Origin of the sequence: Natrinema amylolyticum (assembly GCF_020515625.1) — an archaeon.
Lineage (GTDB): Archaea > Halobacteriota > Halobacteria > Halobacteriales > Natrialbaceae > Natrinema > Natrinema amylolyticum.
Genome location: NZ_JAIWPJ010000003.1, coordinates 590,510 through 606,803, shown reverse-complemented (window position 1 = coordinate 606,803; position 16,294 = coordinate 590,510). Strand labels below are relative to the sequence as shown.

General features: G+C 65.6%; 14 protein-coding genes. 1 reads left to right on the top strand and 13 read right to left on the bottom strand.

The annotated features are described in order from the left end of the window. Positions 1–130: 130 nt before the first annotated feature. The 13 genes from LDH66_RS18530 to LDH66_RS18470 all read right to left on the bottom strand — a co-directional run bounded on the left by LDH66_RS18530 (position 131) and on the right by LDH66_RS18470 (position 15,029). Positions 131–2,353, bottom strand: a complete 2,223-nt coding sequence (locus tag LDH66_RS18530) for a glycoside hydrolase family 3 N-terminal domain-containing protein (RefSeq protein WP_226482563.1) — start codon at positions 2,351–2,353, stop codon at positions 131–133. An 89-nt stretch (positions 2,354–2,442) separates the two neighbouring features. Next, complete coding sequence (locus LDH66_RS18525; RefSeq protein ID WP_226482562.1) at positions 2,443–3,549, bottom strand: ABC transporter ATP-binding protein; 1,107 nt, start codon at positions 3,547–3,549, stop codon at positions 2,443–2,445. After that, on the bottom strand, positions 3,546–4,679 hold the full coding sequence (locus LDH66_RS18520) for an ABC transporter ATP-binding protein (protein WP_226482561.1): 1,134 nt from the start codon (positions 4,677–4,679) through the stop codon (positions 3,546–3,548). Before LDH66_RS18520 ends, LDH66_RS18525 begins: the two co-directional genes overlap by 4 nt. A gap of 3 nt (positions 4,680–4,682) precedes the next feature. Next, positions 4,683–5,858: an ABC transporter permease gene (locus LDH66_RS18515; protein ID WP_226482560.1), complete on the bottom strand. Its 1,176-nt coding sequence runs from the start codon at positions 5,856–5,858 to the stop codon at positions 4,683–4,685. Beyond that, on the bottom strand, positions 5,845–6,861 hold the full coding sequence (locus LDH66_RS18510) for an ABC transporter permease (RefSeq protein WP_226482559.1): 1,017 nt from the start codon (positions 6,859–6,861) through the stop codon (positions 5,845–5,847). Before LDH66_RS18510 ends, LDH66_RS18515 begins: the two co-directional genes overlap by 14 nt. Before the next feature lie 23 nt (positions 6,862–6,884). Further along, the gene (locus LDH66_RS18505) at positions 6,885–8,558 is read right to left on the bottom strand and encodes an ABC transporter substrate-binding protein (RefSeq protein WP_226482558.1); all 1,674 of its coding nucleotides are present in this window, start codon (positions 8,556–8,558) and stop codon (positions 6,885–6,887) included. 203 nt (positions 8,559–8,761) lie between these two features. Continuing rightward, positions 8,762–9,700 (bottom strand): hypothetical protein, encoded by a 939-nt coding sequence (locus tag LDH66_RS18500; RefSeq protein WP_226482557.1) that lies wholly within the window; start codon positions 9,698–9,700, stop codon positions 8,762–8,764. A gap of 176 nt (positions 9,701–9,876) precedes the next feature. Then, a complete protein-coding gene (locus LDH66_RS18495; protein ID WP_226482556.1) occupies positions 9,877–10,104 on the bottom strand; it encodes a hypothetical protein in 228 nt (75 codons plus the stop codon). An 824-nt stretch (positions 10,105–10,928) separates the two neighbouring features. Next, positions 10,929–11,288 (bottom strand): hypothetical protein, encoded by a 360-nt coding sequence (locus LDH66_RS18490; RefSeq protein WP_226482555.1) that lies wholly within the window; start codon positions 11,286–11,288, stop codon positions 10,929–10,931. Positions 11,289–11,456: 168 nt separating this feature from the next. After that, positions 11,457–11,912 (bottom strand): hypothetical protein, encoded by a 456-nt coding sequence (locus LDH66_RS18485; RefSeq protein WP_226482554.1) that lies wholly within the window; start codon positions 11,910–11,912, stop codon positions 11,457–11,459. Positions 11,913–12,291: 379 nt separating this feature from the next. Then, positions 12,292–12,681: a hypothetical protein gene (locus LDH66_RS18480; protein ID WP_226482553.1), complete on the bottom strand. Its 390-nt coding sequence runs from the start codon at positions 12,679–12,681 to the stop codon at positions 12,292–12,294. Between the two features lie 228 nt (positions 12,682–12,909). After that, positions 12,910–13,680: an IclR family transcriptional regulator gene (locus LDH66_RS18475; RefSeq protein ID WP_226482552.1), complete on the bottom strand. Its 771-nt coding sequence runs from the start codon at positions 13,678–13,680 to the stop codon at positions 12,910–12,912. Between the two features lie 185 nt (positions 13,681–13,865). After that, on the bottom strand, positions 13,866–15,029 hold the full coding sequence (locus LDH66_RS18470; RefSeq protein WP_226482551.1) for an acyl-CoA dehydrogenase family protein: 1,164 nt from the start codon (positions 15,027–15,029) through the stop codon (positions 13,866–13,868). 228 nt (positions 15,030–15,257) lie between these two features. Here LDH66_RS18470 and LDH66_RS18465 point away from each other — a divergent pair, with 228 nt between their 5' ends. Continuing rightward, positions 15,258–16,286, top strand: coding sequence for a TAXI family TRAP transporter solute-binding subunit (locus LDH66_RS18465; protein WP_226482550.1), 1,029 nt, complete (start codon positions 15,258–15,260; stop codon positions 16,284–16,286). The last annotated feature ends 8 nt before the right edge of the window (positions 16,287–16,294 follow it).

The following is a 16,294-nucleotide window of genomic DNA, read 5'->3' as shown; positions in this document are numbered from 1 at the left end:
ATCTGGAGGGCGAGAATGGGCGATGCAGCTGCTGTGTCGCACGTTCTCGAGATCTACGGACAGCGCTCACGCTGGAGGGGGAAACGGTGCGGAAACGGGGGGAGGCCGATGCCGATTCGAACGGCGGCCGTCAGTGACTGCGCTCGTCGGAGCGCTCGACCGTGACCGTCGTCGAGCGTCCGTCACAGGAAAGCGTGAACGAGCCCGGTTCGACCGTCGTTCGACCGCGGGAGTCGGTCACGGCGAGCGCGTCGTTCGGAATCGTCATTTCGGCGGTCGTCGACTCGCCGGGCTCGAGGCTGACCCGCGCGAAGCCGACGTGCTCGCGGACGGGCCGAACCCGCGAGCTCACGTCGTCTCGCAGGAAGCAGTCCACCGCCCGATCGCCCGGCCGGTCGCCGACGTTCTCGACGGTGACCGACGCGGTGATCGATTCGGCGGAACCGATCCGCGAGTCCGCGACCGACAGGTCCGAACACGCGAACTCGGTGTAGCTCTCGCCGTCGCCGAACGCGTAGAGCGGATCGTACGTGTCGGGGTGTTCGTCGGCCCCGATCGGCGTCGGATGGGCGACGTGGTTGAACGCCGACGGGAGATCGCCCGCCGAGCGCGGGACGCTGATCGGCAGCCGACCCGCCGGATCGACATCGCCGAACAGGACGTCCGCGATGGCCTCCCCGCCCTCGCTCCCCGGATAGTACGAGTACAGCAGCGCGTCGGCGTTGTCGGCGGTCCAGGAGAGCGCCAGCGGCCGACCCGCGATCGCGACGACCGCGAGCGGCGTCCCGGTCTCGTGGACCGCCTCGAGCAGGTCGCGCTGGGCGGCCGGGAGTTCGAGTCGCGACCGGGTGGGGAACTCCCCGGTCGAGCCGACGAGCCCCTTCGGACCGAACTCGTGGTAGTACCAGCCCTCGCCGACGGCGACGACCGCCACGTCCGCGTCCGCCGCCGCGTCCGCGACCGCCTCGAGGTCCGCTCGCTCGCCGACCGTCGCTCCCCGCTCGTATCGGACCGTCGTCTCGTCGCCGGCGCGGTCCGCGATCCCCTCGAGCACCGTCGTCCCCGAGTCCGGATCGGGATCCTGCACGCTCCAGCCGCCGTACTGGTTGCGCAGGGAGTCGGCGTTCGGCCCCGCGACGAGGATCGAGTCGAGGTCGTCGGCCAGCGGGAGCACCCCGTCGTTCTCGAGGAGGGTCTGTGACTCGCGGGCCGCCTGAAGTGCGGCCCGCCGATGGGCCGACGCGCCGACCGTCGTCCGGACCCGTTCGATGTCGACGTAGGGGTCCTCGAAGAGGCCGAGCGACGCCTTCAGCTCGAGGATTCGGGCGACCGCGTCGTCGATGCGCGCTTCGGAGAGATCGCCGGACTCGACGAGGTCCCGAATGTGGGCTGTGTACTCGTCACGCCCGATCGAGATCAGGTCGAGCCCCGCGTCGACGGCAGTTCGCGCCGAATCCCGCTGCGACGCCGTCACGCGGTGATCCTCGTGGAGGTGGTCGATCCCGCCCCAGTCCGAGGCGACGGCACCGTCAAATCCGAGCCGCTCGCGCAGGAGTTCAGTGAGGTACCGCCGGGAGCCGTGAGCCGGTTCGCCGTCGATCGAGTTGTAACACGGCATCACGACCGACGCGCCGGCGTCGATGGCCCGGGCGAACGGTGGGAGGAACAGCCGGTGGAGCGTGCTCGCGGAGCGATCCACCGCCGCGGCGTCCTCGCCGCCCGCGGGGTCGCCGTAGGCGGGGAAGTGTTTCGCCGTCGCGGCGACCCGCGGCCCGTCCGCCTCGGACTCGAGCCCGCGAACGGTCGCGCCGGCGAACGCGCCACAGAGCAGCGGGCTCTCGCCGAAGGTCTCGAAGGTGCGGCCCCAGCGCGGATCGCGGGCCACGTCGCAGGTCGGGCCGTAGTTCAGATTCGCGCCCGTCGCGCGCATCTCCGCGGCCGTGATCTCGCCGGCCAGACGCGCGTTCGCCGGGTTTCGGGTCGCTGCGACGCCTAGACCGTGGGGGAACACCGTGGCCCCGTCGACGTACGCGTGGCCGTGGACGGCGTCGACGGGGAGCAACAGCGGGATTCCGTGGCGCGTCTCCTCTATGGCGACCCGCTGCAGTCGATTGGCGATCTCGGCGACCCGCAGGGGGTCGCGGTGCGGGGAGATACCGATCCCGAACGCGGCGATCGTTCCGACGCCCTCGTCGCGGACGAGCGCCGCCGCGTCGTCGACGCTCAGTTCGGTATCGCCCATCGATCCGACGTAGGCACCGACGAGCTGCCCGACCTTTTCGGACAGCGTCAAGCGCTCGAGGTCGGGTACCGGACAGTCATCGCTCTCGGAAGGTCGTTCTCGACCAGTCATTCCTTCGTTTAATCGGACCGACACCTCTTAAAATTGGGTGCTCCAGAAGAGAACCGGCTCGAATCGGATCGAACGGCGACGGAGAGCGGTCAGTCCGTGGACTGCGGGGGAGACTGGGATCCGCCGTCGCTCGAGTCGCCCTCGTCGGTCAGCGGCGGCGACGACCAGTACTCGTGGTCGGGGACCTCACGGAAGCACGCCACCTCGTGGTCGTCTCCGAGACTGACGGCGTCCGGATCGGTGCGCCGGCACGCCTCGCGCGCTTCGGGACACCGCGTGTGGAACCGGCAGCCGCTCGGCGGGTCCGTCGGATCGGGGACGTCGATCGTCCGAACGGGCGGCTCCGCGGCGTCGGTTCCGGCGTGGAGGTCCGGCGTCGCCCACCGGAGCACCTTCGTGTAGGGATGTTTGGGATCGTTGATCACCCGTTCGGCGGGCCCGATCTCGACCAGCCGGCCGAGATACATCACGCCGATCCGACCGTCGGCGTGGGACGCCAGGTACCGCGCGTTCGAGAGGTCGTGCGAGACGAAGACGAACGACGTGTCGAACTGGCCCTGCAACTCGAGTAGCAGGTCCATCATCTCGACGCGCAGGGAGACGTCCAGCGCCGAGATGGCCTCGTCGGCCAGGATCAGGTCGGGATCCATCAGCAGCGCGCGGACGAGCGCGACGCGCTGTTGTTCGCCGCCCGAGAGCTGGTGGGGGTAGCGGCCGGCGTAGTCGCTCGGCGGCGTCATCCCGACGCGCTCGAGCATCGAGAGCACCTCTCGACGGCGGTCGCCGGCGCTCATGTCGGCCTGCCAGCGCTCGAGCGGGGCCTCGAGGATCTTCAGCACCCGACGGTTCGGGTTGAGCGCGCTCCCGGGGTCCTGATGGATGATCTGGAGCGAGCGGCGGATCTCGTCGTAGGGGATCGTCACGTCGCCGCGGCCGTCCTTCGCGTCCCAGACGTCCTGCCCGCGATACCGGACGCTCCCGCCGGTCGGGCGCTGGAGCCCGATCGCCGTCTTCCCGAGCGTGGTCTTCCCGCAGCCCGACTCCCCGACGAGGGCGACGACGTCGTTTTCCCCGATATCCAGCGAGACGCCGTCGACGGCTCTGACGGTCTCCGGATCGCCGAACTCGAACAGCCCCTGACTCTCCTCGAAGTGGACCTCGCACTCCTCGAGCGAGACGAGCGGCTCCCCGGTCATCGCTGTTCCTCCGTGATCGACGCCTGCGGATTCCCGCGTGCCGCGTCGACGGTGAACGGGACCTCGTCGGCCGCGTCCCGCCAGTGAAAGCACGTGACTTCGTGGTCCTCGCTGACCTGCTGAAAGGCCGGATCGTCGGCAACGCAGGTCTCGTCGGCGAGGGGACAGCGCGGATGATACGAACAGCCCGCGGGGACGTCGACCGGGTCCGGGGCCGAGCCCTCGATCGGTCGCATCTCGGAGAGCGGCGCGTCGAGGTTCGGCGTCGCGTTCAGCAGCGCCCGCGTGTAGGGGTGTGCGGCGCGATGTAAGATCTCCTCGGTCGGGCCGAGTTCGATCAGTTCGAAGGCGTACAGCACGGCGATCCGGTCGGCCAGTTCGGCGACCAGCGGCAGGTCGTGCGTGATGAACACCATCGTCAGATCGTACTTCTCCTGGAGGTCCTCGAGCAGGGAGAGGATCGAGCGCTGCATCAGCAGGTCCAGCGCGGCCGTCGGCTCGTCCATCACGAGCACCGCCGGCTCGAGGATCAGCGAGAGCGCGATCAGCGCCCGCTGTTGCATGCCGCCGCTGAGTTCGTGCGGGTAGGAACCGAGGACGCGCTCGGGCTCGAGATAGAGGTCGGAGAGGAGTTCGCGGGCGCGATCCATTCCGGCCTCGACGTCGTACTCGTGGGCCTCGAGCGTCTCCTCGAAGTGCTCGCGGACCCCCATGGTCGGGTTGAACGAACTCATCGCGCCCTGGAACACCATGGAGATCTCCTCCCAGCGCAGTCCCTTCAGCGCTCGATCGCTGAGGCCGAGGACGTCGACGGGGTCGCCGTCCTCGGGATAGTAGGTGATTTCGCCCGACAGGACGCCGGGGTCGACTACCGCGTCCAGCATCGACGAGGCGAGCATCGACTTGCCGCTGCCGCTCTCGCCGACGACGCCGAGGATCTCGCCGCGCCGAACGTCGAGGTCGACGTCGTCCAGCACGCGAGAGACGCCGCGGTCCATCTCGAAGGCGACCTCGGCGTCCCGTATCTCGATGATTCGGTCGGTCGCGCCGTCCGCATCGCGCGTTCGATCGGTCGTACTGTCTGTACCGCGCGTCGCCGTCTGTGTGGGTTGGGTGTCTCGTTCAGTCATTGCTCATACCGGTGGGTTGACCTCGCGGTCGGTGTCGTCTTCCCAGACCGTTTCGCCCTCGTGACGGGTGCGGACCCGCGGGTTGAACAGGCGGTCCGTCCCCTGCGAGAGGAGGATCAGCGCCATCGACAGCACGACGATCGGGAGCATCGGGAAGAGGATCATGTACGATTTGCCCGAGACGGTCAGGGCGTTGTTGACGTTGTACGCCCAGTCGAGCATCACGCCCCAGTTCTCGGCCGTACTGCCGCCGAGTAGCCCCAGATAGTACAGCGCGATGCTGTCGTAGACGACGCGGCGGGCCGCGTAGACGAAGTTGACCGTCACGTACGGCATCAGGTTCGGCAGGATGTCCTTTCGGATGATCTGTGGGGACGAGATCCCCATCGTGCGTGACGCCTCGACGTAGGACTTCTCGCGCAGGGACAGCACCTGCGAGTGGATCGTCCGCGCGAGCCCCGCCCAGACGTTGACCGTGATGAGGATCCCGATCACGTACGGCGAGGAGGGCTGAATGATCGCGACGAGCACGACGACCAGCGGCAGGCCGGGAATCGACATCGCGACGTCGACGATCGTGTTCAGCACCGACTCGACGGTCCCGCCCTTGTATCCCGACACCGTCCCGACGACGGTCGCCATGGCCGTCGAGAAGACCCCGCCGGCGAGGATCATCTGCAGCATGCCGGGCGTCGCCCAGAGCAGCCCCGAGAGGATCCCGACGCCGTTGTCGAAGGTCCCCAGCGGGTAGCGCCAGTCCCGAAACGGTCTGACGCCGACCTGGTCTTGCCCCAGTGAGACCGGGCTCTGGGGCGACTCGAGCTGCCAGGGCGAGCCGAAGAGTCGGAGCGCGTCGTTCAACACGGTATACCCCAGCTGGTGGAGCCAGACGAGGACCGCCGTCGCGACGAAGGTCGCGAGGAGGACCAGCGCGACCTTCGTCCGCCAGTCGGACCACGCCACTTTGAACGGGGCGACGACCGACTCCTCGAGCAACTCGCGCAGCCGTTGACGGCGGGTGATCTCCGTGAATTCCGACTCACCGAACATGCCGGTGGTCCCGCCGTCAGTGCGCGGATCGTCGCCCGTCCGGTGATCGCTGCGTGTCTCGTCAGCGCGGTGGCCGTCGTCCGTGCGAGCGTCGCCGTCGGTGCGTGTCTCGTCCTCAGTACGCTTCACCGTCATCACCCGATTTGATCCGCGGATCTAACATGCTGTACGTGACGTCTGCGACGAACGTCGCGATCACGACGCAGATCGTGATCACGATGAACGTCCCCATCATCAGCGGGACGTCGTTGTCGTTGATCGCCTCGAACATCCAGTAGCCGACGCCGTGATACTGGAAGATCTGTTCCAGCACGACCGACGACCCCAGCATGAACCCGATCGAGAGCAGCAGGCTGGTGTAGAGCGGCAACACGGCGTTGCGCCCGACGTAGCGGAGCGCGATCCGCCGCGAGGGCAGGCCGCGGAGTTCGGCGACTCGAACGTAGTCCTCGCCGAGCGTTTGGATGCTGTTGCCCCGCATCGAGAGCGCGAGCAGCCCGTAGCCGGTGATGACATACGACAGAGCCGGCAGCGTCGCGTGTCTGAGCGCCCCCGTGACGAACTCGAGGGTGAGGCCAGGATCGACCCGCGGCGGTTGCCGCCCGCGCGGCGGGAACAGGTCGAGGATCGGTGCGTCGCTGTGGCCGACCCAGAGGATCAACAGGAACGCGGCGACGAAGTAGGGAATCGAGGTCGTGATGATACCGACGATCGTGTTCGCGAGATCGAACCGCGATCCCTCCCGGTAGGCCATGATCGCGCCGAGCGCCAGGGAGACCGAGAACATGCCGAGCGTCGCGAGCGACATCACGAGCAGCGTCCACGGGACGGCCTCGGCGAGCGTCGTGCTGACGTCCTGGCCGGCCACGAACGAGTAGCCCAGATTGCCGTCGAGCAGTTCCGACATGTACGTCACGTACGCCTCGGTCACCGACGCGTCCGGGTCGAACATGAGGCGGCTCTCGATCGATTGGCGCACGACTTCCGGGTCGATGTTGCTGTTCTGGACGATCCGATCGACCATGTGATCGACGAGCGACCCTGGAACGCTCCAGGCCAGCCCGAACGCGATCGTGACGACCGCCCAGAGCGTGAACAGTGCTTGTCCGGTCCGCTTGATGTACCAGTTCATAGCGAAAACGATGTGCGATCCGGTCAGTCGTCGAACTTCAGCAGCCCGGGCGAATCGTATCCCTCGAGGCTCTCGTCGACCTTGGGAAGCCACCACATCGGCCAGTAAGAGGAGAAGTGGGGACTATCGTCGTCGGGGATCTCGAATCGGGCACCGTTGATGAACGACTGCTCGTACTTCTCCATGACGTAGACGCAGGGAACGTCCTCGTTGACGACCCGGGCCAGCCGCTCGACGATGGCTTCCTGTTCGGCCTCGTCGGTGGTCGTCGCGAGCGCCTGCAGCTCCGACTCGACGTCGATCGTCTCTCCGTCTATCTCGACCTCGGTCGGGTAGTTGGCGAAGTGGCTCTCGGTGTCTCGCAGCCGGTTCCGGAGGATGTAGTCGAGCGAGAAGTACGGATGGTTCATGCGCGGTGCGCCGCCCTCCGTGTGCTGGTCGACGAAGACCTCGGGACCGGAGCCCGCGTAGCTCCCGGGACCCTCGGAGCGAGGGTCACCGGACGCGTCCCAGCCGGCCTGATTGAGGTGATCGACGACGGTCTGGGCGGCGTTCGCCCAGTCGGACCAGGTCTGGGGATAGGTCAGCTCGACGCCGATCTCGCCCATCTCGTAGCCGGCCTCGTTGAGCAGTTCTTCGGCCCGCTCCGGGTCGTGATCGTAGACGGTGAAGCCCTCGGGTTCGGTGGAGCCGAGCCAGTTATCCACGCTCGCCCACGTGAGCCCGGTCGGCGCGGGATGGTGGCTGATCTTCGTGCTCTCGCCGACGCTCCTAATGACCGACTCGCGGTCGATCGAGTGATAAAACGCCTGTCTGACCGCCCGCTGATCCCAGGGTTCGACGTCGTGATCGAACCAGATCGCCATGCCGAAACCGCCCGGGACTTGGAACTCGCGGACGTCGTCGGGGAACTCCTCGAGGACGTCCGGCGGGGTGAACAGGCTGTGTTGCCCGTCGGTCTCGTTGTTGATCAGTGACTCGTGGGCGGCGTTGTTGCCGTCGCGGAACTCGACCCGGTAGCCGGCCCAGTTGTAGCGATCCGCTAAGTGGTGGTCGGCGTAGTCCTCGAGGCCGTCTCGAGGTTCGGTCTGGGAGTAGGTGTCGTTGTGTGCCGTCAGCGCGAGCGGCCCCGACGGATCGGGGGTTTCGATATCGACGCCGGCAGGATCGTCCTCCCAGTTCTCGCCCTCGAAGTCGTCCGGCGAGTAGGCAGCCAGTTCACCCAGCAGCGCGTACTCGACGAGATCCGTGTTCGTCCCTTCAGGATAGGAGACCGTCAACTCGTAGTCGCCGGTCGCCTCGGCGTCGTCGATGAACTGCCAGATCGGCTGGTCCGCCGCCTCGAAGACCTCGAGCTGGAAGACGAGATCCTCGGCGGTCAGCTCGTCGCCGCTGCCCCAGGTAAACTCCTCGGAGAGGGTGAGCGTCATTTCGCCGCCGTCGTGTTCCCACTCCTGAACGAGATGTGGATGGAACTCGTCGTCCTCGATCAGGTACTGGGTCCACTGGGCGAACAGACCGAACTGATCGTGCGGAATCTCCCAGCCGACGAGGAGGTTCCAGTGGTAGTTGCTGGCGGGAAAGTCCGTCTGGGTGGCGAGGAACCAGTCGCCGTCGTCGGTGCCGCCACCGAGACAGCCGGCGACCGCAGCCGCACCCGTTACACCAGCGAGCGATACGAATTCGCGTCGGGACACTATATCGCTATAGTCCCCACTTGTTGGACCCGCGACCATACTCCCCTAGTCAATGTCGCACATACATAAGTGTGGGGATGTATTTTATGTGAGCTAGCTATCTACGTAAATACACCGAATATAGATAGGAATCTATCCCGGTCGAGTGTGTCGACGGTCCGCGAGTCGGACGACGAGAGCACTGAGCGACGGGGAACACGATTTCACTCGGCCGGTCGGTCGATCCCAGCGAGCCAGTCGGCGGTCTCGCCGGCCAGGTCGTGGAACGCATCATCGCCCTCGTCGGCCAGCTCTCGAAGCGGTCGAACCGCGTCGGTCGCCTCGGCGAACCCCAACGCGCGGATCGCGTGTGCGCGGACGAACTCGGCGTCGTCCGCGAGCCGGTCGATCAACGCGTCGACCGTCGGCGTCGCGGCCGCGGGGTCGTCCGCGGCGACGTTCGCGACGACGTCGATGGTCGCCGCGCGAGCGAGCGGCGGGTCGTTCGAGAGGGCGGGCGGCAGCTCGTCGAGTCGGTCGGCGATCGCATCGGGCGCGGTCGCCGTGACCTCGACGAGCGCGTGCGCCGCGAACTCCCGTATCTCTTTCACGCGCGCCCTGTCTTTCGCGATCTCGTCCCGCCGGGACGCCAAGAGGTTCGTGACCGCCTCTCGCTGGTCGCTGGGACGGTCGCGCAGTTCCGCCGACTCCGGTGCCCAGACCGCCGGCGGATCGACCACTACGTCGAGCAGGGCGTCCGCCGCCGGGACAAACTCGCTCGGATCGGCCTCGAGCAGCGGTGTCAGCGCTCGGACCGCCCTGTGACCGGTCTGGGGCGGGTGTTCGTCGAGCTTGTCGACCAGCAGCGGGAGCGCCGGGCGGACCGCGTCAGGCCGCTCGTCCGCAACGGACGCGAGGACGGCGGTCGCGGTACTTCCCGCGACGGGAAACTCGTCGTCGAGTCGCTCGATGACGTCGTCGCTGACCGCGGCGACGCGAGCCGGATCGTCGGTAGCGACGACGCGCAAGCACTGCAGCGCGGTGGCGCGAACCTGCCCCTGGTCGGCGTCGAGCAGGGCGACGACTGTGTCGACATCGACGGTCTCGGGATCGTTCCGTGCGGTCTCGAGGAGCGCCTGCTCGTCCGGAGCCTGCGTGGACATGACTAGCAGCCATCACCGACAGGCAAAAGAATCTACCGATCAGCCGGTCGACTCGAGTCGGCGCAGTGAGCGGTGGCGCGGCAGATCGCGGAGCAGTCGCGGTAGATGGTCGCACAGCGGATCGATGCGCCGGAGACGGCGATGTGGGAGACGTGAGGGAGGGGATCGGGGAGACGCTACGGTGACCGTCGGTTGCACTGCCAGAGGACGACGGCGAGGCCGCCGCCCGTGAGCCCGAGGATTCCGAAGACCAGCAACGAGACGACGAACGCGCCCTCGGACTGCTCGCCGAGCGCCATCGCCGCCCCGTTCAGGACGCCCATCACGGTGACGACGACGAGCATGAGATAGAAGTACGAGTCGTAGGCACAGAGAATGTCCCAGAACTCCTCGGACGCGTTCATCGTCTCACCCGCGGCGGCGGACCGGTGTGGCGATACATACCTATCTCTGTCGACCGGTTAGTATTAAAACATACCGCCGCGAGGTGATCGTGACGGGCCCGGTCGAGGAAGTACTCGAGGCGCTCCGAGAGCCGTTCGGCGGTGATATCCGGAGCCAGTGCCGGGATCGGAATCTGCGTCTCGAGGCAGACCGTTAGCATCGAACGTCGAGGTCAGCGAGCCCCGCGGGCCGGGACGCTCGCGTCGATTCGAGGTCAGCGAATACCGGCCATCCGGTCGTCGCAGACGACCGGGACGCCGAGTCGGCTGAGGTTTCGCGGGACGGAACCGCTCTGTCTCCTCGTCGCGGCCGGGTTCACCCAGTCGCGTCGTATCCGTCAGTGAGATTCTCCTCGACGACGGCCGCGTCGATTCCCGCATCGGCGAAGCGTCCCGTCTCACGCAACGAGATGCGGACGACGGCGCTGATGATGCCGGCCTGCTTCGCGAGGTCTTACCGCTCGTCGGACTCGGGCAGGAACCAAAGTGAGAGTGCCATTTGAATCGCCCCTTGCATCTTCATGTGGGGGTTTGAACCTTTCCCGAAACGGTCAGATCGATTCACTCTACTGCAGCGCGGATCCTCATCGCGGCGGGCCGATTATACACGCCGGTCGCGACATCGATTCGACGAGCCAGTCGGCTCGAGCGTCCCCGTTCCTGGTTCGGTCCGTAGCACTCGCTGCGATCAGCGTCCGGAGTGGACGGTCAGAAACGACGGCGGCTACCCGTTCGCTTCGGTTTTCCCCTCGAGCGGGCGGATCGGCACGGAAACTCCGTCTCGATTACGGCACGATCGGGGCCAGTAGCGGCTCGCGAGACACCAGGAGAACGACGTTGTTGCTCGCGAAGAGGGCGTACAGGACCACGACGGTCAGAACGAAGCCGACGTCGAACGGTCTCGAGAGGACGTGGCCGATCGCGAGCACGAACCCGGCGTAGATGAGCGCAGCGAGAACGACACCGGCGACCCCGAAGAGGTCGTGCAGGAAGACCGTCACGGGATTCAGTTCGTACGCGTACGGAACGGTGAAGAACAGGATCGTCGCGACGAGATCGACGAACCAGACGCTGAAGAACGCGGCGCGGAGGCCAGTGGTACCCGGCTGATCTAACCTGGTCCCGAACGAGGACGTTCCCATCATTGTATCCGGATCTACGCGATTCCGAGCATTACGCGTTGTACTTGCTGATTCCGGCCGGTGCGATGGGTTCACAACCGGCAACAGCGGGACGGGACGCTACCGGTCGTGAACGGGCTCGAGAGATCGTCCGCCATCCTGCGGTAGACCGTAGTTCACACGACGACCGTCTCACTCATCGGACGAGAGGCGTTCGAAATCGGGGTCGGGACACCCGTTCGGTTTCGAGGGGACGCGTCGGTGCGCGTGCAACTCGCCGTCCGCGGCGGCGGTCAACAGGATGTCGTCCGGCTCGATATCGTCGAACCGGTCGACCGACAGCACGAGCTGGTCGACGACCGCGTCGCCGTCCTCGAGCAGGAGGACGACGTGTTCTCCGTCGACGATCCGATCGACGACGCCGATGTACAGATCGGTACCGTCGAGGACGTCGCCGATCGCGCTATCGTCCGAAGACGAACTGCGAGATGGCGGCCGCGCACGCCCCGTGCCCGATGCGTGATCGGGTCGGTTGGACGACCCCCCGGTACTCGCACCGGCGGTCGTCACTGCGGCGAGCGCTCCCGTGCCGAGCGCGCCCACTGTTCGGAGGACTGTTCGTCGTGATCGTCGGGAGTGATCCGACATACCCCCTTTGGCCGCGGATTGACTGATAAACCCTCGGCGGATCCGATCGCTTTCGTACGCCCAGTCGATCGAACCCGTCTCTCGAGCGTCGTCACTCCTAAAGATATAGTCAATACAACCATTTCATAGAACCATTGTATATACAATATATTTGCCTCCGCACTGCATCGATGCGAGTCCATAACCCGAAATGCGGTCGTTGCGGTATCACGAGCCGATATGCACTGTTTCGAAAACGGATCGAAATTCCGGTAATCCGTCTCAGAGTGTTCAGTTATAACCGGACACGAGCGGCTTTCGCCGCGTTTCGGGACAGCTCGTCTCGTCTCCGTGTGACCAGTAACTCCATCGTCGGCCCACACATATGTCAATAGAAAAGTTATTGTGGAGACCAGATATCGAGACTGAAGCAGACAGTGACAGAGAGAAAGAGACCAGCGGCCCATCCAGAACCCATAACACTGGTATGACTGTCACGCTTTCTGACCGAGCGCTCGGTCGGCGGTGAGCGACTACGGATCGCGACAGTCGCAGGCACCGCCTCGAGCAGCGTAGCGTCGTCGATCCTCGCCCACTCGAGTCGGCGGCTGGCGGCGGTCTGCTCGCTGCGAGTGCCGACCGAACCTTCGAGGAGGGCGTACAGCCGGTCGACGTCGTCGGTGAGCGGTTCGACGTCGCCGACGCCCTCGAGGTCGTACCGTCGGATGAGGCGCAGGACTTTCTGATCCGGTTCGGGAGCCGCGTGCTGCTCTGTCGGTAGCCGTGACATGTGATGAGCCGAAGAAAGCTGTTTCGATGAGAAACAGCGTTCGTTTCGCTCGCCGAAACAGGTCGTTCGCTCGCCGATCTGGTCGGTTCGAACAAGGACATAGTCGGCGTATATGGCTCGTGAATCGAACGAAGCGGTCAGTTCTCGCGGCGAGCGTTTCGATCAACGAAACGCTCGCCGCGAGCGCGGCCGATAGCGGACGGCGTGCGAACGATATCGGTGGCTCCGTTAGCCGTAGGCGAGCGTCACTCTGATCTCACCGGCCTTGTCTCGGAGTCGGGCCGAGAGGTCGTCGTGAACGTACTCGTCGGAGAATCGACTGGTCGGTCCGAAGATGCCCAACGACCCGAGAAAGTCGTCCTCGGGCGTATACACGGGAACGGCGACCCCGCGGAGCCCGTCCATGTGTTCCTGATCGTTCACCCCGTACCCCCGATCGCGGATCCGTTCGAGGTCCTCGAACAGCGCGTCGGGATCGGTGATCGTGTTCGGCGTGAGCGCCTCGAGACCGACGTCGTCGATGTAGTCGGAAACCGCGTCGTCGTCCCGCTCTGCGAGAATGACCTTGCCCGACGCCATCGAGTGGAGCGGCCGGCGGTGCCCGATCAGCGTGTTCGAGAGGCTGCCGTATCGGTGGACGTAGACGGCCTCGTCGTCCTCTTCGACCATGAAGACCGCTCGTTCGTCGGTCTCCTGGCCGAGTTCGAACACCGCTCGCTTGGCGGCCGTGTATCCCACTCTCCGGGAGCGAGCCTGTTCGCCGAGTTCGACGAACCGGAAGCCTACGTAGTACTCCCCGTCGCGCTCGACCACGTAGCCCAGATCGGTCAGCGTCGTGAGGTGGCGATAGACGGTGCTCTTGGAGAGGTCCGTTCGCTCGGTAAGGTCCGCGATCGTGACTCCCTCCTCCGTTTTGAGTGCCTCGAGGATTGCGAACGTTTTCCGCGTCGTCGAGACGCCCGTCCCGTCGGCCTCGTCTCCGTTTCCCGCCGTGTCCATATCCGATGCTGTTCGCACATCGCAATCAATGTTCCGGACGCCGGGACGCGAGTGTCGGAGAGCGGAACGAGCGGGTCGAACGGGACTCGAGCGTGTGCGGCGAGGAGTCGATTCGGGCGATGAGTCCGGAAGACGAACGCAGACGAGAAGGGATAAAAAAGGGTTCGAACGGTCGGTTCCGGTCGCTACTGGTAGGCGGGGATGCCGGTGAACTCCTCGCCGAGGACGAGCGTGTGGATGTCGTGAGTGCCCTCGTAGGTGTAGACCGTCTCCATGTTGGCCATGTGACGCATCGGCGAATAGTCCGTCGTGATGCCGTTACCGCCGAGCATCTCGCGGGCGATCCGCGCCTGATCGCGGGCCGTTCGGACGTTGTTCCGCTTCGACATCGAGACGTGCTGCGGTCGCATCTCGCCGCGCTCTTTGAGTTCGGCGAGTCGGTGGGCCAGCAGTTGCGCCAGCGTGATCTGGGTGCCCATCTCCGCGAGCTTGCGCTGTTGGAGCTGGAACCGACCGATCGGGCCGCCGAACTGGTCGCGGTCCTTCGCGTACTGGCGGGCCTCCTCGAAGCAGTCTCGCGCCGCGCCGACGGCGCCCCAGGCGATGCCGTAGCGGGCCTGCGTGAGACAGGACAGCGGCCCCTTCATGCCGGTGACGCCGGGGAGGACGTTCTCCTCGGGCACGTGGACGCCGTTCAGCCCGATCTCGCCCGTGATCGAGGCTCGCAGCGAGAGTTTGTCGTCGATCTTGTTCGTCGTGACGCCGTCGCGGTCGGTCTCGACGAGGAACCCGCGAACGGGGTCGTCCTCGGCCGATTTGTCGCGCGCCCAGACGATGGCGACGTCGGCGATCGGCGAGTTCGTGATCCACGTCTTCGAGCCGTTGAGGACGTAGCCGTCGCCGTCGCGCTCGGCGCGGGTCTCCATCGCCGACGGATTCGAGCCGTGTTCGGGTTCGGTGAGGCCGAAACAGCCGATCGCCTCGCCTCGCCCCATGTCCGGCAGCCACTCCTCTTTCTGCTCCTCGCTCCCGTAGGCGTGAATCGGGTACATGACGAGCGCTCCCTGGACCGACGCCATCGAGCGCAGCCCCGAGTCGCCCGCCTCGAGTTCCTGCATCAGGAGCCCGTAGGCCGTCTCCGAGACGTTCGGCGAGCCGTAGCCCTCGAGATTGGGAGCGTAGAAGCCGAGTTCGCCCATCTTCGGAATGAGTTCCTTCGGGAACGTTCCCTGCTCGAAGTGCTCACCGATGTCGGGCTTGACGTGTTCTTCGACGAATTCCCGGGCCGTGTCCCGGATCATCCGCTCTTCTTGGCCGAGGTCTTCCTCGAGCTGAACGAAATCCAGCATACGTGGACCTAGGTAAATGGCACAATAGGTATTGCGATACCGGTTGTCACATGCGTCGTCGTCGTGACGGGTTCGAGCGATCGGTTACGGACGGTCGGCGGCCGCCACTCGCCCGTCGTCGGAACGCTCGAGCGCGATCAGATCGGAACGATCATATTAGCGTCCTGTTACGTAGGTTTTCGACAGATAACGGAAGGACTATAATTGGGAGGTATGTATCGGATTGGCATGGCGCACGAACGAAAGTACAGCGACAGCAGTACGACTCGGCGATCACTTCTCGCGGCAACTGGCGTCGGAGCGGCAACGGCACTGGCCGGCTGTTCGGGAAGCGACAGCAGTCAGACGACCGTCCGAATGCGGACGTCGACCTCGAGCACGACGGCCTACGGTGCGAACCAGGGGCTCGCGAGCGCGGTTAACGACCAGACGGACGACCTCTTCGTCGAAGCCAAGACGAGCCAGGGCACGGAAGCGAACATCGGCGCGCTCCAGAGCGAAGACGCCGAGATGGTGTACATCCAGAACTGGTCGGCCTACGACGTCCAACAGGGCAACGACCCCTTCGGTGAGCTCGACTTCGAGATGACGCAGATCTTCCACTACTACGACCTGCCGTGGTTCTTCATCACCAACGATGCGGACCTCGAAACGCTGTCGGATATCGGCCCCGACACGGCAGTGTCGCCGACACCGAGCGGCTCCGGGACTGCACCCGCCCTCGAGAGGGCGCTCGGATATGCGACCGACGACTACGAGCGCGTCAGCGTCGGTTACGGTGGCCAGGGCAACGCGATGAACGAGAACCAGCTCGACGTCGGCGTCGGGACGCTGATGAACTTCGTGGCGAACCCGGCCTGGCTCCAAGAGATCGCCAGCACGGTCGATTTGAAAGTTCTCGACGTCGAGGACTCGACCGCCCAAGCGTGGGCAGACGACGAGCGGCTGCTCTCCCAGTCCGTCGACACCGGCCAGATCGACGGCGCGGACACACCGGGCGAGATCCCCGCTCCGACGTTCGCATACAACTTCGTCTCGCGCGGTGACCTCGACTACGACACCGTCTACGACTTCCTCGAGGCGATGCACGAACAGAAGGACGAACTCGCGGACTACCACGCCCTGCTGGGGACCTTCGCGGAGGATTCGTTCTGGGTCAAGAACATGTACGACGGCGTTCCGTTCCATCCGGCCGCGGCCGACTTCTACGAGGAACTGGGCGTCTGGAGCGAGGACTTCGAGCGCGCCGACGAGTAGTACGACCG